The organism is Amycolatopsis sp. NPDC031561 (assembly GCF_055580625.1).
Map to the genome: position 1 here is coordinate 623,507 of NZ_JBVILA010000002.1, position 22,455 is coordinate 645,961.

Sequence of the window (22,455 nt, forward strand, 5' to 3'; positions counted from 1 at the left end):
GTGAAGGCCCCCTTCCCTCGGCTCAGCCGAGGGAAGGGGGCCTTCACGCGGGATCAGGAGCGGAACGGACCGGTCACCTCGTAGGTGATCCCGCCGGACGACGACCCGGAAGTGCCGCGCTGCGACGAGAAGTACAGCCGGTTCCCGGCCGGGGTGAACGCGGGACCGCAGATCTCCGACGAGCTCTGGCCGCCGATCCGCAGGAACGGCGCCACGATGTCGTTCGGCGTGATGATGCAGATCTCCATGTTCCCGCCGTCTTCGGCGACGAACAGATCGCCCGACGAGGTCCCGGTGACGTTGTCGACGCCGGTCAGCGGCGCCGAACCGGGGCTCACCAGCGAATCGTCGTAGGCGAGCTCGTAGGTGCTGGTGGTCAGGTTGAGCTGCCAGACGCGGTTGTCGCCCTTGGTGGTGAACCACGCGGTGTCGTTGGCGTAGTGCAGTCCTTCGCCGCCGTTGAACCGCTTCGCGCCGGACACTTGGTTACGCGTGGCCGTCGGCGAGCCGTCCGGGTCGGGCACGTTCGCCCAGGTGAAGCTGCCCGACGTCGCCGTGCCCGCCTTCAGTACCTGCAGCGTTCCGGCGGAGAGGTTGCCCCAGGTCGTCGGGACGAACCGGTAGAGGCAGCCGTCCGAGGTGTCCTCGGTCAGGTAGACGACCTTGCGCACCGGGTCGGCCGCGGCGGCCTCGTGCTTGAACTTCCCCATCGCGGGCCGCTGGACGGCGGCCGTGGCCGGTCCGTTCGGCTGACACTCGTAGACGAACCCGAGGTCGACCTCCTCGCAGGAAAGCCAAGTGTTCCAAGGGGTCTTGCCGCCCGCGCAGTTCTGACGGGTGTTCGCCAGCACGCGGTGGGCGCCGGTGATGTTCCCGCTCGCGTCGAATTTGACCGCGCTCGCGCCTCCGCCGGGGGTGATCTCCGAGTTCGACACGTAGATCCAGCCACTGCCGTCGGCGAACACCGCGCCGCCGTCCGGCGCGCTGTGCCAGGTGTAACCGGTGCTCGCGACCTGCTGGCCGGAGCGCGCGATGACGCGGCTGGTGAATCCCGCCGGCAGCTGGATCCCGTTCGCGTCGGCGGCCTGGAGCGCGCCGTACGGGCTGGGACCGTTCTGCGCGGGAGCGGCCAGTGCCGTCCCCGAAAGCCTGTTTCCGAACGCCGTGACGCCGGCGCCGACCACGGCCGCGCGCAGGAAATTCCGTCGCTTCACTCGTGCCTCCGAGACATCCGCTGATGTGGTGGTGCGGGAAGGAGCGGATCGGAGAGTACGGGCGGAACGGGACTTCCAGGTGAATTCGCGGCGTATTCACCGGTGAGAGAGAACTTTCGTAGGACCCTTCACCCGGCCCTATTTCCCGCGCTTTGTGGAGCGCATCCGCCATCGCGGTGATGACGCCGAAAGCCCCGGATCCTGGGCAGGATCCGGGGCTTCGGCCTCGCGCCGTTACGCCGCTTGGGCGACCGGAGCCGTCGCCGGGGCCAGCGCGATGTCCAGCACTTCGCGGACGTTCGCCACCGCGTGGACGTCCAGCTGGGCCAGCACTTCGGCCGGGACGTCGTCGAGGTCCGGCTCGTTGCGCTGCGGGATGATCACCGTCTTCATCCCCGCCCGGTGCGCGGCCAGCAGCTTCTGCTTGACCCCGCCGATCGGCAGCACACGCCCGGTCAGCGACACCTCACCGGTCATCGCGACGTCCGACCGCACGACCCGGCCCGAAAGCAGGGACGCCAGCGCGGTCGTCATCGTGATGCCCGCGCTCGGGCCGTCCTTGGGCACCGCGCCCGCGGGGACGTGCACGTGGATGCCGCGGTCCTTCAGGTCGCCGACCGGAAGTTCCAGCTCCGCGCCGTGCGAACGCAGGTACGACAGCGCGATCTGCACCGACTCCTTCATCACGTCGCCCAGCTGGCCGGTCAGCGACAGCCCGGTCGAGCCGGATTCCGGATCCGCCAGCGACGCCTCGATGTAGAGGACGTCACCGCCGGCGCCGGTCACCGCCAGTCCGGTCGCCACGCCGGGGGTCGACGTGCGTTGCGTCGACGCGGGCAGCGAAGACTCCGGAAGGTGCCGAGGGCGGCCGAGGTAGGTCTCGAGCCCGTCGGCGTCGATCGTCAGCGGCAACTCGGCCTCGTCCAGCGCGACCTTGGTGGCCACCTTCCGCAGCACCTTCGCGATGGTCCGGTTCGCGTTGCGCACCCCGGCTTCCCGCGTGTACTCGGCGGCGATGCGGCTGAACGCGTCGTCGGTCAGCGTGACGTCGTCCTTGCCGAGGCCCGCGCGGTCCAGCTCGCGGGGGAGCAGGTGGTCGCGGGCGATGGTGACCTTCTCGTGCTCGGTGTAGCCGTCGAGGGTGACCAGCTCCATCCGGTCCAGCAGCGGGCCGGGGATGGTCTCGAGCGCGTTCGCCGTCGCGAGGAACACGACGTCGGACAGGTCCAGCTCGACCTCGAGGTAGTGGTCGCGGAACGTGTGGTTCTGCTCCGGGTCCAGCACCTCCAGCAGCGCCGCCGTCGGGTCGCCGCGGTAGTCGGCGCCGACCTTGTCGATCTCGTCGAGCAGCACGACCGGGTTCATCGAGCCCGCTTCCTTGATGGCGCGGACGATCCGGCCGGGCAGCGCGCCGACGTAGGTGCGGCGGTGACCGCGGATCTCGGCCTCGTCGCGGATGCCGCCGAGCGCGACGCGGACGAACTCACGGCCCATCGCCTTCGCCACGGACTCACCGAGCGAGGTCTTGCCGACCCCGGGAGGACCGGCGAGCGCGAGCACCGCGCCCGAACGACGTCCGCCGACCGGCCCGAGACCCGACTCCGCGCGGCGCTTGCGCACGGCCAAGTACTCGATGATGCGTTCCTTCACGTCGTCGAGACCGGCGTGATCCGCGTCGAGGATTTCGCGCGCGGCGGCGATGTCGTGGACGTCGGTGGTGCGGTTGTTCCACGGCAGTTCGAGGACGGTGTCCAGCCAGGTGCGGATCCAGCCGCCCTCGGGGGACTGGTCCGACGTCCGCTCCAGTTTGTCCACTTCGGATAGTGCGGCCTTCTTGACCGCGTCCGGCAGCTCGGCGGCCTCGACGCGGGCGCGGTAGTCGTCGTCGTTGGCGGTGCCGTCGAGTTCGCCCAGCTCCTTGCGGATCGCTTCGAGCTGGCGGCGCAGCAGGAATTCCTTCTGCTGCTTCTCCATGCCCTCCTGGACGTCCTTGCGGATGGTGTCGGTGACCTCGAGTTCGGCCAGCTGCTCGCGGCTCCATTCCAGAGCCTTTTCGAGGCGAGCCGAAACATCGAGCGCGGATAGCAGTTCGAGCTTCTGCTCGGTGTTCAGGTACGACGAGTTGCCCGCGAGGTCGGCGAGCGCGGACGGATCCTCGACCTCCTGGACGGCGTCGATCATCTGCCAGCCGCCCCGCTGCTGGAGGATCGCGAGGACGACGCTCTTGTACTCGGTCGCGAGCTTCGCGGAGTTGTCGTCGGTGGTCTCGGTGGCGAGCTCGGCGTGGACCCAGCGGGCGGCGCCGGGACCGTCGGCGATGCGGCCGACGACGGCGCGGCGGGTGCCGCGCAGCAGCACCGCGGTCTTGCCGCCGGGCACGCGGCCGATGCGCTCGACCGTCGCGATGGTGCCGAGTCCGGCGTACTCGCCGTGGACGCGGGGAACGATCAGCACCTCGGCCTTGGCGGTGGTGCCGGAGCGGATCCCCGGGAAGGAAGCCTGGGCAGGCGTGTTGGCCTGGGCGGACTCCACCGCGGCGCGCGTCTCCGTGTCGGCGAGGTCGAGCGGGACGATCATGCCCGGCAGCACGACGTCGTCATCGAGCGGGAGGACGGGCAGGAGGCGGTTGTCGGTCATCTGTGCACTCCTCGGTTAGTTGAGTCTGCCTAGCTCAACTCTCCGATCGACCCGTTTGTTTCCTCCAGCTGTTCGCCGTCAGCGATCACCCCACCCCTCCGACCTCCGCGCCCCAACGCGTCACGGTTAGCCCGCGAAACGCGACGTGGACGCGGTAAACATCGGATGTGTTAGGCGGGGTCCGGACGTCGCGAAAGCCACTTTCGGGACGTCCGGTGTCCCGAAAGTGGCTTTCGCAACACCCGACCCCCACTCGAACCGAATCCTCAGATCTTTGTGCCTCAAAGCGTCACGTTTAGCCCGCTAAACGCGACGCGCACGGCGCAAAGGTCGGACGTCAGGGGTGGACCGAGACGCCGCACCAGGCGAACGGCCGGGCGCCCAGCTCGTCCCGCCGCAGCTCCCGCACCGGCCGCCAGTCGGGCAGGTGGACGAGGCCGGGCTCCAGCAGTGGCCACTCCCCGAAGAGTGGTTCGATCTCCTCGCGGTCCCGCATCCACACCGGGTTGCTCGTCTTCCGGTACTGCTCGACCATCCAGCGCAGCCCGTCCGCGTCCTCGCCGGTCTGGCCGCCGAAGCTCATGTGCGAAAGCCCCAGCCAGCTGCCCGGCGCCAGCGCGTTCCGGTAGGTCGCGACCAGCGCGGGCGGATCGTCGTGCGGTCCGGCGAAATGCAGCACGGCCATCATCATCAGGCACACCGGCTGCGAGAAATCGATCAGCCGCAACGTCTCCGGATGCCGCAGGACGTCCTTCGGCCGCCGCATGTCGGCGTGCACGATCCCGGCCCAGTCGGTCGCCTCGTGCCGCTCGAGGATCAGCTCCGCGTGCGCCACCGCCACCGGCTCGTAGTCGACGTACACGACCTTCGCCGTATCGCCGGGCTCCAGCTCTTCTTCGACGATCTCGTGCACGTTCCCGGCGGTCGGGACACCGGAACCCAGATCGACGAACTGCCGGATCCCCGCGTTCAGCGCCGCGCGCACGACACGGTTCATGAACTCGCGGTTGTGCCGCGCGCCCGGTTTGACCCACCGCCACTGGCGTTCCAGCCCGCGGGCGAACTCGCGGTCGACGGCCCAGTTGTGGGTCCCGCCGAGATACCAGTCGTAGATCCTCGCCGCGGACGGCTTTTCGGTGTCGACCCCGGTCGGCGCCACCGGGGCCGCGTCATCTTCCCTGGTCACGGAAAACCCCCTGATCGTCGAAGATCAGCCTATCGGGATCAGGGAACCGCCGGTCGCCGCTGCCAGTACGTCCAGAGCGGCCGATAGCCCTGCGCGTACCAGAACGGCGTCGAGCGCGGATTGGCCAGCGCGTGGTGCAGCAGCACGGCTTCGGTCCCGCATTCGTCGAAGATCTGGTGCGCGTGCGCCGCGAGCGCCGACCCCACCCCGCTCGAACGCGCCGGCTCGGCCACCGCCAGCGAAGACAGGTAGCCGACCCGCTCGGCCGCGACCCGGTTCCCGATCCATGAGGTCTCGTCGGGGAACTGCACCCGCACCATGCCCAGCGCGCGCCCGTACAACTCCGCGATCCACAGCGTCGGGTTCTCCCGCTCCAGCTGTTTCGACAGGTCCGCGGTGATCGCTTCCTCCGCGCCCTCGCGCAAAGTGACCGAACCGAACTGCGCGTCATAGCGCTGCAATTCCAGCTCGAGTCCGACGGCGGTTTCGAGATCATCGGCTTCGGCGGGCCGGATGTGCACTCCGGGAGTGGCGGGCGGTCCCGTCACGGCCAGCCGGTCGGCCGGGCGGACCGCGATCACCAGCACCGGAGCGAATCCGCGGCGCAGCAATTCGGCCGAGCCGGGCGAATCGCGGCTGGGCCGCACCACGGTCGCCGCCGTTTCGACATCCCCGGCTGGGACGACCGCCTTCAGATGTTCATCCCATCGGGTGAGTAATGCGTCAAAGGCCGCTTCCGGGCGGGGTCCGGTGAGACGCGCTTCGAGGCGATGTTCGACGAGCGCTCGCCACGGAGAGTCAACAGAATCCGGGCCCGCCTCAGTCCGTACCGACAATCCGGCGGCGGCCGAGTCGCCTTCTGTCGCGGAGAGTGACACGGAGCCCTCGACAGGCTCCAGTGCAGGCATTTCCGGGAGCAGGGCGTCCACGGTGGCGAGCCGCTCGGCATGCCCGGCGGCGATGGCGTGGCTATTCATAGGACTATTCAAGCCCCTACTGACGGGTCCGCAGGGAACTTCACGACATTGGCTCGGCCGTGGCGCCAGGTGACTTCCGGTAGTCGGAAGGAACGCGAATAACGCTCCCATTTCACCCCTTGGTCCACGCAGGTCAGCGCGACGCGCCCATTGTTAACCCTGGGGTGATCTCATACTGTCTCGAATGGGACTTGGGTACGCCCTCCGGGGTACTGTATTGCCCTCGTCCCCGAGGTCGCGGTAGGACAAGACCGGTTGGGCAGCCGGGAAGGAAGGTCGGATGCCGGACACGAACGGCAGGCCCGTGAGCGCCGCACAGGCAGCACCGGGCAAGGGAGGCGCCGTTACGGAGGCTCGTACCGACGAGCGAAGGTTCCGCGTCTACACCTTCGCGGTACTCACCATGGGCATCGCCGCCGCGGCCGCGGTCAGCCTCTGGCTGGACTTCGAGGCCTCGGACGACCTGTTGTGGATCGGGCCGATCCTCGCGCTCGCGTTCCTGCTCGCCGAACAGCTCGGCATCAACGTCGACGTCCGCAGCGGTATCTCCTGGACGATCTCGTTCACCGAGATTCCCCTGGTCATCGGATTCTTCGTCGCACCCTTCGAAGTCGTCCTCGCCGCGCATCTCGCGGCGGGCATCGGAACCCTGCTGGCCCGCAAGGTCGCGGGCCGGGTGCTTTACAACGCCGGTGCGTTCCTGCTGGAGATCACCGGCGCGTTCGCCGTGGCAGGACTGGTGAAACAGGCCTCCGGCGCCCAGGACATGACCTGGATCGCCGCGCTGGCAGGCACTTTGACCGCGCCGCTGGTCAGCACGCTGCTCGCGCTCGCCGCCGTCCGCGTCCTGCGCCGCCGCATGCGGGTCAGCACCGCGATCCGGCTGACCGGCCGCATCCTCGTCGTCGGATTCGTCAACGCCTCGGTCGGTCTTTCCGGCTATTTGGTCATTTCCGGGACGCCGAAGGCCTGGCCGCTCGTGCTGGCCGTCTTCCTCGGGCTCACCGCGCTGTACTGGGCGTACTCCGACCTGCTCCGCGAACAGCGCGACATGGAAGCGCTGTCCGACGTCAGCCTGATGGTCGCCCGATCCGGTCAGCAGGCCGCCGCGCGTCCCGCCGGGCGGGCCGACGAACTCGTGGGCGGCGTTGACGTCCGCGAGTGGGCGACCATCGCCGAACGCATCAAGGACCAGCTGGCCGCCGGCCGTGTCGTGCTCAGGCTGCGGCTGGAACCCAAGGACACCATGCGGATGGTCGTCGCGGGCGACGAACTGCCACCCGTCGACCCGGCCGCCGACGACCCGTTGCTGCGCCTTCCCGGCGCGCACGTCCGGCACTTCCGGATCACCGAGGCCAATCCCGACGTCCGCTCCGCGTTGCTCGACCGCGGCGCCCAAGAGGCACTGGTCGTCCCGCTCCGCAGCGCGAACCAGCTCCTCGGCGTCGTCGAAGCGCACGACAGGCTGTCCCGCTGGCGTGGTTTCGGCAAGTACGACATCCAGCTCCTCGGCACGATGGCCAGCCACCTCGCGACGTCGCTGGACAACCGGCGCCTCCTCGCGACCCTGCGCCACGACGCCTACCACGACCCGCTGACCGGCCTGCTCAACCGGCCGGGCTTCCGTCAGGTCGCCAAGGAACCGTTGCGCGAACAGGTCGACGCGGTCGTCCTGAGGGTCGATCTCGACGTCTTCTCCACCGTCAGCGACGCCCTCGGTTACGTGTGGGCCGATCGGATGGTCATCGCCGCGGGCCGCCGGATCCGCGACGCGCTCGGCCCCGACGTCCCGCTCGCCAGGCTCGAAGGCGCGTCCTTCGCGGCGCTCCTCGTCGGCTGCGCGCCGGGACGCGCCCAGGCCGCGGCGGAACTGCTCCGCGCGGAACTCGTCGCCCCGTACCCGGTGGACCGGCTCTCCGTCGAAGCCAACGCGATGATCGGCTACGCCACCTCGTCGGCGGAAGACGACGACCAGGTCGACGTCGACGGGCTCCTGCAGCGCGCCGACGTCGCCGTCCGCGCGACCAAGGGCGGCGAAGAGGTCCGCGGCTACATGGCCAGCATGGGCCAGATCTTCATGCGCCGGTTCCAGATGGTCACGCAGTTCCGGCAGTCGCTCGAAGAAGGCCAGCTGAGCGTCCACTACCAGCCGAAGATCACCTTGCCGAACCGGCAGATCCAGGGTGTCGAGGCGCTGGTGCGCTGGGTGCATCCGGAGTTCGGCAGGCTCGGCCCGGACGAGTTCGTCCCGGCGATCGAAGCGGCCGGCCTCATCGGCGTCCTGACGTCCTTCGTGCTCGAAGAGTCGTTGAAGCGCGTACGGAAGTGGCTCGACGAAGGACTGCGCATCTCCGCAGCGGTGAACCTGTCGGTGCGGAACCTGGCCGACGAGGACTTCCCGACGAAGGTCGCGCGCGAACTCGACCGCTTCGGCATCCCGCCCGAGCTGCTCACCTTCGAGCTGACCGAGTCCGGTGTGATGTCCGACCCGCAGAAGGCACTGCCGATCCTGCGGGAACTGCACTCGCTGGGCATCGTGCTCGCCGTCGACGACTTCGGCACCGGCTACTCGTCGCTGGCGTACCTGCGGCAGCTCCCGGTCGACCAGGTCAAGATCGACAAGAGCTTCGTCCTCGGCATGGGCACCGACCTCGGAGACCTCGCCGTCGTGCGCTCCATCGTCGAACTGGGCCACTCGCTCGGCCTCACGGTCGTCGCCGAGGGTGTCGAGGAGGACGTCGCGCGGGATCAGCTCGAGGCGATGGGCTGTGACGTGGCACAGGGCTACCTCATCTCGCGGCCACTGCCGGAGGACCGCCTGGAGGCGTGGCTGCAGGCCCGCACGGCGCGCTCGCCGGGACGACACTCCGAGACCGTCTTGACCCTGCTGACCTGAGGTTTTGCGGTAACCTGCCCCCCGGTCAAGGCCCCTCGACCGGCCTGCTAATCTTTCCAAGTCCTCGCGAGAGGGCAAGGCCCCTTTAGCTCAGTCGGTAGAGCGTTTCCATGGTAAGGAAAAGGTCTACGGTTCGATTCCGTAAAGGGGCTCGCAACCTCAACCGCGTCACGCTAGCGTGTCGCGGTTAGGGTTATGTAAGGGCGGTGTAGCTCAGCTGGCAGAGCAAGCGGCTCATAATCGCTGTGTCGCCGGTTCAAGTCCGGCCACCGCTACGCGGTAATCCTGGGTATCCCAGGCCTAGTAGAGAAGGAAATGCTGTGGCTGCCACTGACGTGCGACCGAAGATCACGCTCGCGTGTGAGGAGTGCAAGCACCGCAACTACATCACCAAGAAGAACCGGCGCAACAACCCGGATCGCCTGGAGATGAAGAAGTTCTGCCCGAACTGCGGTACGCACCGGACTCACAAAGAGACCCGCTGAGCGTCTAGCGGTTCTACAAGTCTCACCCGAAGCCGTCCTGGTCACCAGGGCGGCTTCGGGCATTTCCGGGTTAGGTAGCCTGCTCGGGTGGCCTTGGACCAGTCGTTCACCGGGCGGGCATACCCGCCGACCAGTACCTATGAAGTGAGTCGCGAGAAGATCCGGGAGTTCGCCGACGCGCTCGGCGACGCGAACCCGCTCTACCGCGACACCGAAGCGGCGAAGGCGGCCGGGCACCCCGACGTCATCGCACCGCCGACGTTCCTCACGATCATCAATCTCGCTTCGATCAACGCGATCGTCTCCGACCCCGAGCTGGGGCTCGACTATTCGCGGATGGTCCACGGCGACCAGCGGTTCACCTACACGCGGCCGGTGCACGCGGGCGACGTCCTGTCGCTCACCACGTACATCGACAACATCATGACCCGCGCCGGGAACGACTTCATCAACCTGCGCGCCGAGATCTCCGGCGCCGACGGCGGCCCGATCGCCACCACGTACGCCCAGCTCGTGGTCCGAGGGGAGGGCGCGTGAGCACGTTCACCGCCGGAGAAGAACTGGCGCCGCTGACCATCGACGTCACCAGGGACCAGCTGGTGCGCTACGCGGGCGCTTCGCTGGACTTCAACCCCATCCACTGGAACGAGGCCTTCGCCAAGGAGGTCGGCCTGCCGGACGTCATCGCGCACGGGATGCTGACCATGGCGCTCGGGGCGAGGCTCGTCACGGACTGGCTCGGCGACCCCGGCCGCCTCATCGACTACTTCGCGCGCTTCACGCGCCCCGTGGTCGTGCCGAACGACGGCGCGGCGACGATCGAGTTCACCGGGAAGGTTGCCGTGGTCAACGACGACGGCACCGCGCGGATCGACATCACCGCCAAGTTCGACGGCAAGGCCGTCCTCGGGAAGGCCCAAGCGGTCGTCCGCGCCTGACGCTCGTGAGTGGTAAGGACTGTTCTAACCGTCCTTACCACTCACGAGGCCGGACCTGTTAAGCGAGCTTGAGCAGCTTCCCGATGACCTCCGCCATGCCTTCCTCGCCCCGGGCATTCGGATGCAGCGGCGCCGCGGGGACCGCGGGCGCGGGGCCCTCGACCCATCGCCGGTTCGCGGCACTGCACATGCCACGACCTTTGCTCGCGGTCGACATGTCGGCGAAGCCCGCGTCGTGCTTCTTCGCCGTCTTCTCCAGCGTGCTGTTCAGCAGCTCCAGCGAGTCGCGGAAGTAGGCGACGTCTCCAGCGCCGACCGGCAGGACCGGCCAGCAGCCGGCGTCGTCGTCCGGAAGCGCTGTCGGGTATCCGACGACCACGACGCGCGCTTCGGGGGCCTTCGAGCGGATCTGGTCCAGAACTCCGCCGAGCCGGTCCGCCGCGGCGGTGATCCGCTCGGCGAGCTGGTCGCGTCCGCCCGCGGTCAGCTGGGTCTTGCAAGGCGAAGCGGTCTGGTGCTGCGTCGCGCACTGGCTCGCGAAGCCGACGAAGCCCACGTCGTTGCCGCCGATTCCGACGGTCACCAGCGTCGTGTCGCCATTGATCGCGTCGAGTTGCGGAGCGTTCGTGCCGTCCCGGGTCTTCTGCTCGCCGGTGAGGTGCTCGGTCGTGGCGCCGCCACAGCTGACGTCGGCGAACTCGGCCGGACGCAGAGCCGCGGCGAGCAGGCTCGGGTAGTTGTTGTCCGAACGGTCGCAGCCCACCGGCGCGCCCACAGGCCGTCCAGTGCCCGGCGACGCCGTGTAGGAGTCACCCAGAGCCACATATCGGCCCGCGCCATCCGAAGTGGTGACCCCCGTCGGTGTCACCGACGTCCCTCGCTCCCACAGGTGGTAAGCGATCCCCAGGACGGACAACACGATCACCAGGAACAGACAGCCGCCGCCAGTTCTCCGCTGCGTCACCCGTTCGTTGTACGCGACCCGGGTCACTCTTGTCATTGGTCCGACCGTCGGTGAATTACGCGTGAACGGGTGATCGCCGGTTGCCTGAGACGTGGATCACGTTCAAGGTGGGCACGTACCCAGACCCGAGGAAAGGCGAAGACGTGAGCCTGAACTTGAACAAGCTGGTCGACAAGGCGTGGGAGGACAAAGGCATCAACGAGCTGCTGGACGCCCCGCCGTCCGCGCTCGAGGGCTTGACCAAGAAGCACGACGAGCTCCTCGCGGAACTCAAGATCAAGACCGTCCGGGACCTCGGCAACTGGAAGTACGCCGCGAAGGCCCACGCACTCGTTCAGCTCGCCGACGGCGAATCCTGACCCCTGCTGCCATCACTGAAGGCCCTTCCCTCCGGGGGAGGGCTTTCAGTCTTTCGGGACGAGTTCGCGCAGCTCAGCGGCGAGGTCGAGGGCGTGGCCGACGTCCCGCGCGAGGTAATGCGGGTCGACGAAGGCCTCGGTGATCCCGGTTTCGGCGGCCTCTTCCAGCTTCGCCGCGACCTCCTTGAGGCCGGTGCCCGGCTTCGGATTGATCCGCAGCACCCGCCGCAGCGCGCCGGGGTCTCGGCCCGCTTTCTCGGCCGAAGTCACCACGGTCGCCCAGAGCTTCGCGAGGTAGGGCGCGGGCAGACCGGCGGGCAGCCAGCCGTCCGCGCGACGTCCGACGCGGTCCAGCGCCGCCTCCGACCCTCCGCCCAGCAGCACCGGCGGATGCGGGCTCTGTGCCGGCCGCAGCCCCACCTTCGACGCGGGGATCCGCCAGCGTTCGCCTTCGTGCTCGAAAGGGTCCTCGGTCCAGAACTTTCGTAGGATTTCGAGAAGCTCCTCCAGCTGCGCGCCGCGGCCCTTCCACGGGGTGCCTGTCGCGGTGTACTCGTCGCGTAGCCAGCCGGTGCCCAGCCCGACGTCCAGACGTCCGCCGCTCACCTGATCCAGCGAAGTGAGCATCCGGGCGAGCACCACGGCCGGATACACCGTTCCGGTGAGCGTGCTGGTGCCGAGCCGGACCTTCTTCGTGACGCTCGCGGCCACCGTCAGCAGGATCAGCGGATCGGCGAAGGTGACGAATTCGGGCGGATACGGCCGTTCCGGGGTGCCGCCGGGGTAGAAGTCCGACGGCGAAACCGGGGCCAGCACCCGATCCCCGACCCACAAGGACTCGTACCCGAGTTCTTCGGCGGCCGTCGCGAAGCCGGTGACGGCGTCCATGGACGCCAGGGGGCCGTACTGCGGAAGGGTGATTCCCAGGCGCATCACGGTCACCGTGCTTCCGCGAGCAGACGGCCCATCCGGGTGATTCCCTCGGTGAGATCTTTTTCGGCCAGGGCATAGGAAATCCGGAAGTACCCGGGTGTCCCGAACGCTTCGCCGGGTACCACGGCGACTTCGGCCTCGCGCAGGATCAGATCGGCCAGCGCCACCGTGTCGGCCGGTCGCTCACCGCGGATCTCCTTGCCCAGCAAGGCTTTCATCGACGGGTAGAGGTAGAAGGCGCCGAGCGGCACCGGAGTTTCCACTCCCTCGATCCCGGAAAGCAGCGAAAGTGCCGCCTTGCGCCGTGAATCGAACGCGTCGCGCATCGCGAAAACGGCGTCGAGCGGACCGCTCACGGCCGCCAGCGCGGCCCGCTGCGCGACGTTCGAAACGTTGCCGCACAAGTGCGACTGGTACGCCGTCGCCGCCTTGACCACGTCCTGCGGGCCGAGCAGCCAGCCCACTCGCCAGCCGGTCATCGAGTACGTTTTCGCGACCCCGTTGAGGACGATCGTCCGGTCGGCGAGTTCCGGGACCAGGACGGGCATCGAAGGCGCTTCGGCGCCGTCGTAGACCAGGTGCTCGTAGATCTCGTCGGTGATGACCCAGAGGCCGTTCTCGTGCGCCCAGCGCCCGATCGCTTCGACCTGTTCGCGTGGGTACACCGCGCCTGTCGGGTTCGACGGCGAGACGAACAGCAGCACCTTCGTGCGCGGCGTCCTGGCGGCTTCGAGCTGCTCGACGGTGACCAGGTAGCCCGTCGTCTCGTCCGCGGTCACCTGCACCGGGACGCCGCCGGCGAGGACGATCGACTCGGGGTAGGTCGTCCAGTACGGCGCGGGGAGCAGCACCTCGTCGCCCGGGTCGAGCAGCGTCGCGAACGCCGAGTAAACCGCCTGCTTGCCGCCGTTGGTCACCAGGACGCGGCCGGGGTCCACCTCGAACCCGGAGTCGCGGACGGTCTTCGCCGCGATCGCCTCGCGAAGCTCCGGCAGCCCGCCCGCGGCCGTGTAGCCGTGATTCACCCTGTCCCGGACGGCCGCCTCGGCGGCTTCGAGCACGTTGGCCGGGGTCGGGAAGTCCGGCTGCCCGGCGCCGAACCCGATCACCGGACGGCCCTGCGCCTTGAGCTCCCGGGCCTTCGCGTCGACGGCCAGCGTGGCCGACGGCGTGATGCCGCCGATGCGGGCAGAGACGCGTGAAGCCGGCGAAGGCGAGGGTGCGGGAGCGCTCATGGCGACATCGTGGCACGATCATGGGGTCGGCCGTGGGGGAGTTTCCTCACGGAAGGCTGCTCCGCGCCGCCTTTGAGGGGCGCGGTTGCGAAGCTGTTCGGGGGTTGCCGTAGACTTCTGGTCTCGGAACGCACTACGGTCATCCCCGCCACGGCGGTGGGGACGATGGAATGCGTCCTCGGGAGCTCCAGACCATCGGAGCTCCAAAGGGGTGTAGCTCAATTGGCAGAGCAGCGGTCTCCAAAACCGCAGGTTGCAGGTTCAAGTCCTGTCACCCCTGCGTAAGCGAACTGGTGAAGGCGGAGGAGTGGTCGTGAGCGACAGCGACGCCAGCGGTGATAAGGCGAAGGACGACGCCGGGCAGAAGCCCGACGAACAGTCCCGCCCGGTGACCGCCGCTGCCCGGCGTGAGCGCCGTGCGTCCGCGCGCCCGTCCGGGAAGGCCGACGCCAAGTCGGACGACAAGACCCGCCCCGCCGGCAAGGCGAAGGCCGGGGACAAGACCGAGAAGTCCAAGGACGCCAAGGGCACGGCGACTCCGAAGCGCGACCGCAAGCCGAAGCAGGCGTCGATCTTCGCCCGGCTGATGCGCTTCATCCGCGAAGTCTGGGCCGAGCTGCGCAAGGTCATCTGGCCGAACCGCAAGCAGATGGTCACCTACACCGCGGTGGTGCTGGTCTTCGTGGTGTTCATGGTGGCGCTGGTGAGCGGCCTCGACCTGGCCTTCAAAGAGGTCGTCGGTGCCGTCTTCGGCAGCTGAGGCAGCCGGTCGCGGTGCTTGAGCGCACCGCACGGTGGCCTGCGCCACGGCAACCGATCAACTGAGAGGACGGAACGTGACCTCCGACAACGGCACAGCAGCCGGTCATGAGCTGACCGAGCTTTCCGACGAGCAGGTGCACGCGGCACTCGGCGACGAGCAGTCCGAGCACCTGGACTCCGTCGAGGTGCCCGCCGCAGGCGACGAGGTCGACGAAGCCGGAGATGTCGCGGAGGCCGAAGAGGCGTCCGACGAGACCGACGACAACGCAGCCGACGACACCGCCGCCGCCGAGCCCGAGGTCGACGAGAACCTCGACCCGGTCGAGAAGCTGCGCGCGGAACTCAACGCCGCTCCCGGTGAGTGGTACGTCGTGCACTCGTACGCGGGTTACGAGAACAAGGTGAAGACCAACCTCGAGACCCGTACTCAGACACTGGACGTCGAGGACTACATCTTCCAGATCGAGGTCCCGACCGAAGAGGTCACCGAGATCAAGAACGGCCAGCGCAAGCAGGTGCAGCGCAAGGTGCTGCCCGGCTACATCCTGGTCCGGATGGACCTGAACGACGCCTCGTGGAGCGCGGTGCGCAACACGCCGGGCGTCACCGGGTTCGTCGGTGCCACGTCGCGTCCCTCGCCGCTGACGGTCGAAGAGGTACTGAAGTTCCTCGCGCCCAAGGTCGAGGCCGCCACGCCCGCCAAGTCCGGCAAGGGCGAGGCCGCCGCGTCGGAGTCGCAGCTGGGCGGCCCCGCGGTCGAGGTCGACTTCGAGATCGGCGAGTCGGTCACCGTCATGGACGGTCCGTTCGCGACGCTCCCCGCGACGATCTCCGAGGTCAACGTGGACGGGCAGAAGCTGAAGGTCCTGGTGTCGATCTTCGGCCGGGAGACCCCGGTCGAGCTGTCGTTCAACCAGGTCTCCAAGATCTGACGGCCGCCAGACGGCCGGCAGTCCCCGCGTACTGGCAGGTGTGCGGGGGACTCAAGTCAGTAAGAAGGAACAAACGAAATGCCACCCAAGAAGAAGAAGCTTGCGGCGATCATCAAGCTGCAGATCAAGGCGGGTGCGGCCAACCCCGCGCCGCCGGTCGGCCCCGCGCTGGGTCAGCACGGCGTCAACATCATGGAGTTCTGCAAGGCCTACAACGCCGCGACCGAGTCGCAGCGCGGGGACGTCGTCCCGGTCGAGATCTCCGTGTACGAAGACCGCTCGTTCGACTTCAAGCTCAAGACGCCGCCGGCCGCGAGGCTGCTGCTGAAGGCCGCGGGCGTGGAGAAGGGCTCCGGCGAGCCGCACAAGACCAAGGTCGCCAAGGTCACTTGGGACCAGGTCCGCGACATCGCGAAGACCAAGGAATCCGACCTGAACGCGCACGACATCGACCAGGCCGCGAAGATCATCGCGGGCACCGCCCGCTCGATGGGCATCACGGTCGTCGACTGACGCTGTTTTTCCAGCACCACGTGGGAGAGCCAGTGCCGGCTCCAACACCACACTGATCCGTTTTGAAGAGTTGAGGACAGAAGCATGACCAAGCACAGCAAGGCCTACCGTCAGGCCCTCGAGCTGGTGGACCGCGAGCGGCTGTACGCCCCGCTCGAGGCCGCGAAGCTGGCCAAGGAGACCTCCAAGTCGAAGATGGACGCCACCGTCGAGGTCGCCATGCGCCTCGGTGTCGACCCTCGTAAGGCCGACCAGATGGTCCGCGGCACCGTGAACCTGCCGCACGGCACCGGTAAGACCGCCCGCGTCATCGTCTTCGCCGTTGGTGACAAGGCCGCCGAGGCCGAGGCCGCCGGCGCGGACGTGGTCGGCACGGACGAACTGATCGAGCGCATCCAGGGTGGCTGGCTCGACTTCGACGCCGCGATCGCGACGCCGGACCAGATGGCCAAGGTCGGCCGCATCGCCCGCATCCTCGGCCCGCGTGGCCTGATGCCGAACCCGAAGACCGGCACCGTGACCCCCGCGGTCGCGAAGGCCGTGGCGGACATCAAGGGCGGTAAGATCAACTTCCGCGTCGACAAGCAGGCCAACCTGCACTTCGTGATCGGCAAGGCCTCGTTCGACACCGAGAAGCTGGTGGAGAACTACGCGGCCGCGCTGGACGAGATCCTGCGTGCCAAGCCGTCGTCGGCGAAGGGGCGCTACCTGCGCAAGGTCGTCGTCTCCACGACGATGGGCCCGGGTATCCCGGTCGACCCCGCCCGGACCCGCAACCTCCTTTCCGAGGACGCGTGAGTCTGAGTTAGACATCACTGAGAAAGGGGCGGTCCCGCTACGGCGGGGCCGCCCCTTCTTCGTGTTTGCTGGAGGGATGCCTACCTTCGCGTCGTTCGACGGGCTCCAGTTGAGGTACACCGCTTGGGAAGGCGAAGGGCGCCCCGTGCTGCTGCAGCACGGCTTCGCCGCGGACACGAACGCCAACTGGATCGCACCCGGCGTCGTCGACACCCTCCAGGACGCGGGACTGCCCGTGATCAGCCTCGACGCGCGCGGGCACGGTCGGTCGGCGAAGCCGCACGACGAGGCGAGCTATGCCGACGACGCGATGGTCCGCGACGTGTCGGCGCTGCTGGACGAGCTGGGCCTCGACGAGGTGTCGATGGTCGGTTACTCGATGGGCGCGATGATCGCGCTCGGCGCGGTGGCCGCCGACCCGCGGATCCGGTGCCTCGCGATCGGCGGGGTCGGCTCGGGGATCGTCGACTTCGGGGGCGTGGACACGCGAGTGGTCACGCCGGACGCGATCAGCGAAGCGCTGCTTTCGGAGGATCCGGCGACGCTTCCGCCGTCTTCGGCGCCTTTCCGGGTTCTGGCGGACGCCCTGCGCGCCGACCGGGTCGCGCTGGCCGCCGTCGCGCGCGGGACCGCGAACCCGAAACTGGACCTGACGGCGATCTCCGTGCCGACCCTGATCCTGGCCGGGGACACCGATCCGCTGGCCGCCGAACCCGAACGCCTGGCCGCCGCCATCGCCGGCGCACGCCTCGTCCGCGTCCCCGGCGATCACCTGACGGCCGTCACGCACCCCGCCTTCGGCTCCACGCTGGCGGCCTTCCTCACCGCGCACGACCTCTGACCCGAGTCGACTTTAGCCCCCTAATCGCGATCTGGTGGGCACGTGCGTTTCGCCCCCTAATCGCGATCCGGCGGTAGGAAGGCCCAGGTCAGTTGCCGGTGGGCGGGGCCGGGCAGGGCTCGGGGGAGTTCGCGTGCCCGGTGATCAGCCACTGGCCCATCTCGACTTCCTGCAGGGTGAAGCTGCCCAGCAGGGGACCTCCGCGGATGCTGTACCAGCACGAGTGGATCGTCAGGTTCTGCCGCGGGACCACGCTCGACATCGGGCGCACGGCGTAGATGTACGGCGTGATGTCGGTGACCTTGGCGTTCAAGGCCGGGACGGCGGTGGCGCAATCCGGATAGCCGAGATCCCTGGCGAACTGGGCCTGCGCCTGTTCGCTCATCGACAGGCAGACCTTCTCGACCCGGGTGGCGGGCGGGTACGGCTTGCCGATCGTGTCGTAGATGGCCCGCACGGCTTCCCAGGGATTGGTCGAAAGCACCTGGTTGGTGTGGTGTTTGCCGCCGCCGCCCTGAACGAACTCCGCGGTGGTCTGCCCGGCGTCGCTGGGAAAGAACTGCCGGTAGACGATGGTGGCTCCGACACAGATCAGCACGATCACGATCACCCAGGCCAGGAGCTTCCCGCCCATGCGTCGCAGCCAGCGCGGCACTCGCGGTCGAGGAGCCGGGACTAGCTCACCGGGAGGCGGTCCCGGAGGCGCCGGCGGCTGTGCGGCGTAGTGCTGGGTCACGGGCTGAGTGGGCTGTGACGGCACGAGGCCCTGCTGCTGCGCCTCGGTGAACTTCAGATAGTCCTGGAACTGCTGAAACTGCTGGAACTGGCGCAGTTGCTCGTCGTTCAGCTGAGGCGCGGGCTGACCTCCCGCCTTGGGCTCGATGTCCGTGCCGGGCTCGCTGCCCGGCTTTCCGTCATCACGCTGCTCCGCCACGTCACCATGATGCCCCGCGAACCCCCCGATGCACTCCGCCGGTCGCGTTTAGCTCTCCATCCATGCCCCCGTCGATCGCGTTTAGCCCGCTAAACGCGAGTTGGGAGGGGGTGCCGCCGGAGGTGAAAAGGGGTCGCGTACTCTTGTCAAGGTTCTACCGAAGACCGCTGGTCTTCTCCTGGTCATCTGGCCTGGAGAACGAAGGCCCCGCTAGGGCGGGCGACCCGCGCAGGAGGAACGAGGCTCGCCCGCGACGTATCCCGTCGCGTGCCCTGACGCCCCGCGCCTGTCTGCGCTGGGGCGTTTCGTCGTTTCAGGGCTCTCAAGGCCAGTGGACCACTAGCCAAGAGAGGAGGCGACCATGGCGAAGCCCGACAAGGAGGCGGCCGTCGCCGAGATCGCGGAGAGCTTCCGCAGCAGCTCGGCCACAGTCGTTACCCAGTACACCGGCCTCTCCGTGTCCCAGCTGTCCCAGCTGCGCCGCGCTCTCGGCACCAGTGCCAAGTACCGGGTCGCGAAGAACACCCTCGTCAAGCGTGCCGCCACGGACGCGGGCATCGAGGGCCTTGAAGACCTGTTCGTCGGCCCGACCGCCATCGCCTTCGTCGAAGGTGAAGCTGTTGACGCCGCGAAGGCGCTTCGCGACTTCGCGAAGGACAACAACGCGCTTGTGATCAAGGGCGGCTTCATGGACGGCAAGACGCTGTCCGTGGACGAGATCAACAAGATCGCCGATCTCGACAGCCGTGAGGTCCTGCTCGCCAAGGCGGCGGGCGCGTTCAAGGCGAAGCTGTCCCAGGCCGCCGCGCTGTTCCAGGCGCCGGCGTCCCAGGTCGCTCGCCTGGCTGCCGCGCTGGAGGACAAGCAGCGCAACGCCGGTACCGAAGCAGCCGAAGCACCCGCCGAGAGCTGAACACCCCCCACCCCGAACTTTTAGTTCGTTTCAGAGAGGAAAGCCACCATGGCGAAGCTGAGCACCACCGAGCTGATCGACGCCTTCAAGGAGCTCACCCTTCTTGAGCTGTCCGAGTTCGTGAAGGAATTCGAGACCACCTTCGACGTGACCGCGGCCGCCCCGGCTGCCGTCGTCGCCGCTGGCCCGGGTGCCGCCGCTGCCGCGCCGGTCGAGGAGCAGGACGAGTTCGACGTCGTCCTCGAGTCCGCTGGTGAGAAGAAGATCCAGGTCATCAAGGTCGTCCGTGAGGTCGTCTCGGGCCTGGGCCTGAAGGAGGCCAAGGAGCTGGTCGAGGCCGCTCCCAAGGCCCTCCTGGAGAAGGTCGACAAGGAGGCCGCCGAGGCCGCCAAGGAGAAGCTCGAGGCCGCGGGCGCCAAGATCGCCATCAAGTGATCTCGGGCGCGTCAGCGCCTACCGCAGCACCGTCGAAGGGGCGGGCATCCACCACGGATGCCCGCCCCTTCGCTGTCCGTACCCCAGCCGGCCGGAGTGCGTTTAGCCCCCTAATCGCGACGCGTAGCCACGCTAAGCACCTGAGCGCCCTAAGGGCGCCGGATCGCGTTTAGCCCGCTAAAGGCGCTTCGGGAGGCCGGGGCAGAGGGGGCCGGGGGTGTGCGGACGCGAGGGGGTTGACCTGCGTTTAGCCCCCTAATCGCGACGCGAAACCGCCCCGACCTGGGAACGGAGCCGAGTTGTGGATCTGCGCCGAGGGGTGACGTGCACTACGGTGCCGCTAGCGGTGCACGGGCCGGAGCGGGCTGCGCGAAAAGTTACCCGCGGGTCTGGCCAGAAAAGAAAACTGGTGAGTAACCTGTTCGCACTCAGCTCGTTGCACCTGGTTGACGCGGGTATCGCTGCGCGGACGCATGCGCCCTCCCGAGCCAGTGGGACGGGAAGGCAGTGCGCGACGACGCGGAACAGCTCCTGGAGGTGCGATGGGTGCCGAGGTGGTCATCGAAGGTCTGAGCAAGTCCTTCGGTAAGCAGGCCATCTGGCGGGACGTCACGCTGACCCTGCCTCCGGGCGAGGTTTCGGCGATGCTCGGTCCGTCCGGAACCGGTAAGTCCGTCTTCTTGAAGTCGATGATCGGTCTGCTCAAGCCCGACAAGGGCCGGTGCATGATCAACGGCGTCGACATCGTGACGTGCTCCGAACACCAGCTCTACGAGGTGCGCAAGCTCTTCGGTGTCCTTTTCCAGGACGGCGCCCTCTTCGGCTCGATGAACCTCTACGACAACGTGGCGTTCCCCTTGCGGGAGCACACGAAGAAGTCGGAGACCGAGGTCCGCCGGATCGTGCTCGAGAAGCTCGAGATGACCGGTCTCAACGGTGCCGACAAGAAGCTCCCCGGCGAGATCTCCGGCGGTATGCGCAAGCGCGCCGGCCTCGCCCGCGCCCTGGTGCTGGACCCGCAGATCATCCTGGTCGACGAGCCGGACTCCGGCCTCGACCCGGTCCGCACCACCTACATCTCCCAGCTCTTCCTGGACGTCAACGCGCAGATCGACGCGACGTTCCTGATCGTCACGCACAACATCAACCTCGCCCGCACCGTCCCGGACAACCTGGGCATGCTCTTCCGCAAGGAACTGGTCATGTTCGGTCCGCGCGAGGTGCTGCTGACCAGCGAGGAGCCGGTCGTCAAGCAGTTCCTCAACGGCAAGATGGACGGCCCCATCGGCATGAGCGAGGAGAAGGACTCGGCCCAGCTCGCCGCCGAGCGCGCCATGTTCGAGGCCGGTCACCACTCGGGCGGTGTCGAGGACGTCAGCGGGGTGCCGCCGCAGATGCAGCCCACGCCCGGCGTGCCGACGCGGATGGGTGCGGTCCGCCGCAAGGACCGCGTCATGGAGATCCTCAGCGGTCTCCCGCACGAAGCCCAGCAGAGCATCATCGAGTCGCTTTCCCCGGAGGAGCAGCAGCGCTACGGCGTCCGCCCGCAGCGCCTCGCCGCCGCGGGGCACCGTTCGCAGCAGAGCGACGGCTCCATGCCGAACCACCACCAGGGGCAGCTGCCCGACGACCAGGTCGCCTCCATCCCGCATCCGGGGAGACCGGGCAACCACCGCATGCGGCCACATGATCCGGGGTCAGGTGGCGCGTGAGCTCTCCCGCTTCATCGGCGAAGATTCCCGGCATCGGCATGTTGCGCGAGACCGGGAACCTGTTCGCTCTCGGCCTCGACATCGTTCGTGGCATCTTCCAGCGCCCGTTCCAGCTGCGGGAGTTCATCCAGCAGGCCTGGTTCATCGCGAGCGTCACGATCCTGCCGACGGCGCTCGTCGCGATCCCGTTCGGCGCGGTCATCTCGCTGCAGTTCGGTTCGCTCGCCCGCCAGCTCGGCGCCCAGTCCTACACGGGCGCCGGGTCGGTGCTCGCCACCGTGCAGCAGGCTAGTCCGCTGGTCACCGCGCTGCTGGTCGCGGGCGCCGGCGGTAGCGCCGTCTGCGCCGACATCGGCGCGCGGACGATCCGTGAAGAGATCGACGCCATGGAGGTGCTCGGCGTCTCCGCGGTGCAGCGGCTGATCGTGCCGCGCGTACTCGCGATGATGCTGGTGGCGCTCCTGCTGAACGGCATGGTCAGCGTCATCGGCGTGCTCGGCGGCTACTTCTTCAACGTCGTCCTCCAGGGCGGGACGCCGGGCGCGTACCTGGCGAGCTTCTCCGCACTGGCCCAGCTTCCCGACCTCTGGGTCGGCGAGCTGAAGGCGCTGATCTTCGGCTTCATCGCCGCGGTCGTCGCCTCCTACCGGGGACTGAATCCGTCCGGCGGCCCGAAGGGCGTCGGGGACGCGGTGAACCAGGCTGTGGTCATCACGTTCCTCATGCTGTTCGTGGTGAACTTCGTGATCACGCTGATCTACCTGCAGATCGTGCCCGGAAAGCTGGACTGA

General features: G+C 68.2%; 22 protein-coding genes and 3 tRNA genes. 17 read left to right on the top strand and 8 right to left on the bottom strand.

Annotated elements, in window-relative coordinates; genetic code table 11:
• Nucleotides 1-53 precede the first annotated feature (53 nt).
• The 4 genes from ACZ5IK_RS08635 to ACZ5IK_RS08650 form a co-directional block, all read right to left on the bottom strand.
• Nucleotides 54-1,214, bottom strand: coding sequence for an alkaline phosphatase PhoX (locus tag ACZ5IK_RS08635; RefSeq protein ID WP_410662976.1), 1,161 nt, complete (start codon nucleotides 1,212-1,214; stop codon nucleotides 54-56).
• A 234-nt stretch (nucleotides 1,215-1,448) separates the two neighbouring features.
• Nucleotides 1,449-3,851: an endopeptidase La gene (lon, locus tag ACZ5IK_RS08640; protein WP_465487192.1), complete on the bottom strand. Its 2,403-nt coding sequence runs from the start codon at nucleotides 3,849-3,851 to the stop codon at nucleotides 1,449-1,451.
• 337 nt (nucleotides 3,852-4,188) lie between these two features.
• Nucleotides 4,189-5,037, bottom strand: a complete 849-nt coding sequence (locus tag ACZ5IK_RS08645) for an SAM-dependent methyltransferase (protein WP_101612125.1) — start codon at nucleotides 5,035-5,037, stop codon at nucleotides 4,189-4,191.
• A 38-nt stretch (nucleotides 5,038-5,075) separates the two neighbouring features.
• The gene (locus ACZ5IK_RS08650; RefSeq protein ID WP_465487193.1) at nucleotides 5,076-6,014 is read right to left on the bottom strand and encodes a GNAT family N-acetyltransferase; all 939 of its coding nucleotides are present in this window, start codon (nucleotides 6,012-6,014) and stop codon (nucleotides 5,076-5,078) included.
• A 280-nt stretch (nucleotides 6,015-6,294) separates the two neighbouring features.
• Here ACZ5IK_RS08650 and ACZ5IK_RS08655 point away from each other — a divergent pair, with 280 nt between their 5' ends.
• The 6 genes from ACZ5IK_RS08655 to ACZ5IK_RS08680 all read left to right on the top strand — a co-directional run bounded on the left by ACZ5IK_RS08655 (nucleotide 6,295) and on the right by ACZ5IK_RS08680 (nucleotide 10,333).
• Entirely contained in the window at nucleotides 6,295-8,910 is a 2,616-nt protein-coding gene (locus ACZ5IK_RS08655; protein WP_410604402.1) for a putative bifunctional diguanylate cyclase/phosphodiesterase, read from the top strand.
• A gap of 79 nt (nucleotides 8,911-8,989) precedes the next feature.
• Nucleotides 8,990-9,062 (top strand) — tRNA-Thr (locus tag ACZ5IK_RS08660).
• Between the two features lie 50 nt (nucleotides 9,063-9,112).
• Nucleotides 9,113-9,185: transfer RNA gene (locus ACZ5IK_RS08665), tRNA-Met, on the top strand.
• A gap of 45 nt (nucleotides 9,186-9,230) precedes the next feature.
• Nucleotides 9,231-9,395 carry a 50S ribosomal protein L33 gene (gene rpmG, locus ACZ5IK_RS08670; protein WP_005152047.1) on the top strand — a complete coding sequence of 55 codons (165 nt, stop codon included), beginning with the start codon at nucleotides 9,231-9,233 and terminating at the stop codon, nucleotides 9,393-9,395.
• 87 nt (nucleotides 9,396-9,482) lie between these two features.
• Nucleotides 9,483-9,932 (top strand): MaoC family dehydratase N-terminal domain-containing protein, encoded by a 450-nt coding sequence (locus ACZ5IK_RS08675; RefSeq protein ID WP_101612128.1) that lies wholly within the window; start codon nucleotides 9,483-9,485, stop codon nucleotides 9,930-9,932.
• A complete protein-coding gene (locus ACZ5IK_RS08680; RefSeq protein WP_465487194.1) occupies nucleotides 9,929-10,333 on the top strand; it encodes a MaoC family dehydratase in 405 nt (134 codons plus the stop codon). The genes ACZ5IK_RS08675 and ACZ5IK_RS08680 overlap by 4 nt, the downstream gene beginning before the upstream one ends.
• A gap of 58 nt (nucleotides 10,334-10,391) precedes the next feature.
• On the opposite strand, the gene ACZ5IK_RS08685 is transcribed toward ACZ5IK_RS08680, so the two are convergent.
• The gene (locus tag ACZ5IK_RS08685) at nucleotides 10,392-11,324 is read right to left on the bottom strand and encodes an SGNH/GDSL hydrolase family protein (protein WP_465487251.1); all 933 of its coding nucleotides are present in this window, start codon (nucleotides 11,322-11,324) and stop codon (nucleotides 10,392-10,394) included.
• A 116-nt stretch (nucleotides 11,325-11,440) separates the two neighbouring features.
• Between ACZ5IK_RS08685 and ACZ5IK_RS08690 the strand changes: the two genes are divergently transcribed.
• Entirely contained in the window at nucleotides 11,441-11,656 is a 216-nt protein-coding gene (locus tag ACZ5IK_RS08690; RefSeq protein ID WP_101612131.1) for a hypothetical protein, read from the top strand.
• Between the two features lie 45 nt (nucleotides 11,657-11,701).
• On the opposite strand, the gene ACZ5IK_RS08695 is transcribed toward ACZ5IK_RS08690, so the two are convergent.
• Together ACZ5IK_RS08695 and ACZ5IK_RS08700 are read right to left on the bottom strand one after the other, a co-directional pair.
• The gene (locus tag ACZ5IK_RS08695) at nucleotides 11,702-12,598 is read right to left on the bottom strand and encodes a TIGR03619 family F420-dependent LLM class oxidoreductase (RefSeq protein WP_465487195.1); all 897 of its coding nucleotides are present in this window, start codon (nucleotides 12,596-12,598) and stop codon (nucleotides 11,702-11,704) included.
• Entirely contained in the window at nucleotides 12,595-13,824 is a 1,230-nt protein-coding gene (locus ACZ5IK_RS08700) for a pyridoxal phosphate-dependent aminotransferase (RefSeq protein ID WP_465487196.1), read from the bottom strand. Before ACZ5IK_RS08700 ends, ACZ5IK_RS08695 begins: the two co-directional genes overlap by 4 nt.
• Before the next feature lie 207 nt (nucleotides 13,825-14,031).
• On the opposite strand from ACZ5IK_RS08700, the gene ACZ5IK_RS08705 reads away from it, so the two are divergent.
• From ACZ5IK_RS08705 to ACZ5IK_RS08730, 6 genes are all read left to right on the top strand, one after another.
• A tRNA-Trp gene (locus ACZ5IK_RS08705) sits at nucleotides 14,032-14,104 on the top strand.
• Nucleotides 14,105-14,131: 27 nt separating this feature from the next.
• Complete coding sequence (gene secE / locus ACZ5IK_RS08710; protein ID WP_409489825.1) at nucleotides 14,132-14,584, top strand: preprotein translocase subunit SecE; 453 nt, start codon at nucleotides 14,132-14,134, stop codon at nucleotides 14,582-14,584.
• A gap of 76 nt (nucleotides 14,585-14,660) precedes the next feature.
• Nucleotides 14,661-15,518: a transcription termination/antitermination protein NusG gene (gene nusG, locus ACZ5IK_RS08715; RefSeq protein WP_465487197.1), complete on the top strand. Its 858-nt coding sequence runs from the start codon at nucleotides 14,661-14,663 to the stop codon at nucleotides 15,516-15,518.
• A 78-nt stretch (nucleotides 15,519-15,596) separates the two neighbouring features.
• Nucleotides 15,597-16,031, top strand: a complete 435-nt coding sequence (gene rplK / locus ACZ5IK_RS08720) for a 50S ribosomal protein L11 (protein WP_410606977.1) — start codon at nucleotides 15,597-15,599, stop codon at nucleotides 16,029-16,031.
• Between the two features lie 84 nt (nucleotides 16,032-16,115).
• Nucleotides 16,116-16,829, top strand: a complete 714-nt coding sequence (rplA, locus tag ACZ5IK_RS08725; RefSeq protein WP_101612136.1) for a 50S ribosomal protein L1 — start codon at nucleotides 16,116-16,118, stop codon at nucleotides 16,827-16,829.
• 76 nt (nucleotides 16,830-16,905) lie between these two features.
• Entirely contained in the window at nucleotides 16,906-17,670 is a 765-nt protein-coding gene (locus ACZ5IK_RS08730) for an alpha/beta fold hydrolase (protein WP_465487198.1), read from the top strand.
• An 88-nt stretch (nucleotides 17,671-17,758) separates the two neighbouring features.
• Here the strand turns inward: ACZ5IK_RS08730 and ACZ5IK_RS08735 are convergent, their stop codons facing one another.
• The gene (locus ACZ5IK_RS08735; RefSeq protein WP_465487199.1) at nucleotides 17,759-18,604 is read right to left on the bottom strand and encodes a hypothetical protein; all 846 of its coding nucleotides are present in this window, start codon (nucleotides 18,602-18,604) and stop codon (nucleotides 17,759-17,761) included.
• A 361-nt stretch (nucleotides 18,605-18,965) separates the two neighbouring features.
• On the opposite strand from ACZ5IK_RS08735, the gene rplJ reads away from it, so the two are divergent.
• The 4 genes from rplJ (at nucleotide 18,966) to ACZ5IK_RS08755 (ending at nucleotide 22,455) form a co-directional block, all read left to right on the top strand.
• Nucleotides 18,966-19,517 carry a 50S ribosomal protein L10 gene (gene rplJ / locus ACZ5IK_RS08740; RefSeq protein WP_101612139.1) on the top strand — a complete coding sequence of 184 codons (552 nt, stop codon included), beginning with the start codon at nucleotides 18,966-18,968 and terminating at the stop codon, nucleotides 19,515-19,517.
• A 48-nt stretch (nucleotides 19,518-19,565) separates the two neighbouring features.
• Nucleotides 19,566-19,952, top strand: coding sequence for a 50S ribosomal protein L7/L12 (gene rplL / locus ACZ5IK_RS08745; protein WP_101612140.1), 387 nt, complete (start codon nucleotides 19,566-19,568; stop codon nucleotides 19,950-19,952).
• A gap of 542 nt (nucleotides 19,953-20,494) precedes the next feature.
• Entirely contained in the window at nucleotides 20,495-21,664 is a 1,170-nt protein-coding gene (locus tag ACZ5IK_RS08750; protein ID WP_465487200.1) for an ABC transporter ATP-binding protein, read from the top strand.
• Nucleotides 21,665-21,702: 38 nt separating this feature from the next.
• On the top strand, nucleotides 21,703-22,455 hold the full coding sequence (locus ACZ5IK_RS08755; RefSeq protein ID WP_101612142.1) for an MlaE family ABC transporter permease: 753 nt from the start codon (nucleotides 21,703-21,705) through the stop codon (nucleotides 22,453-22,455).

What these genes read in the sequence shown, in the direction of transcription:
- ACZ5IK_RS08655 (WP_410604402.1), top strand. Translation starts at nt 6,295, where the DNA reads ATGCCGGACACGAACGGCAGGCCCGTGAGCGCCGCACAGGCAGCACCG.
- ACZ5IK_RS08750 (WP_465487200.1), top strand. Translation starts at nt 20,495, where the DNA reads ATGGGTGCCGAGGTGGTCATCGAAGGTCTGAGCAAGTCCTTCGGTAAG.
- ACZ5IK_RS08650 (WP_465487193.1), bottom strand. Translation starts at nt 6,014, where the DNA reads ATGAATAGCCACGCCATCGCCGCCGGGCATGCCGAGCGGCTCGCCACC.
- rplA (WP_101612136.1), top strand. Translation starts at nt 16,116, where the DNA reads ATGACCAAGCACAGCAAGGCCTACCGTCAGGCCCTCGAGCTGGTGGAC.
- rplK (WP_410606977.1), top strand. Translation starts at nt 15,597, where the DNA reads ATGCCACCCAAGAAGAAGAAGCTTGCGGCGATCATCAAGCTGCAGATC.
- lon (WP_465487192.1), bottom strand. Translation starts at nt 3,851, where the DNA reads ATGACCGACAACCGCCTCCTGCCCGTCCTCCCGCTCGATGACGACGTC.
- rplJ (WP_101612139.1), top strand. Translation starts at nt 18,966, where the DNA reads ATGGCGAAGCCCGACAAGGAGGCGGCCGTCGCCGAGATCGCGGAGAGC.
- ACZ5IK_RS08730 (WP_465487198.1), top strand. Translation starts at nt 16,906, where the DNA reads ATGCCTACCTTCGCGTCGTTCGACGGGCTCCAGTTGAGGTACACCGCT.
- ACZ5IK_RS08700 (WP_465487196.1), bottom strand. Translation starts at nt 13,824, where the DNA reads ATGAGCGCTCCCGCACCCTCGCCTTCGCCGGCTTCACGCGTCTCTGCC.
- rplL (WP_101612140.1), top strand. Translation starts at nt 19,566, where the DNA reads ATGGCGAAGCTGAGCACCACCGAGCTGATCGACGCCTTCAAGGAGCTC.
- ACZ5IK_RS08755 (WP_101612142.1), top strand. Translation starts at nt 21,703, where the DNA reads ATGTTGCGCGAGACCGGGAACCTGTTCGCTCTCGGCCTCGACATCGTT.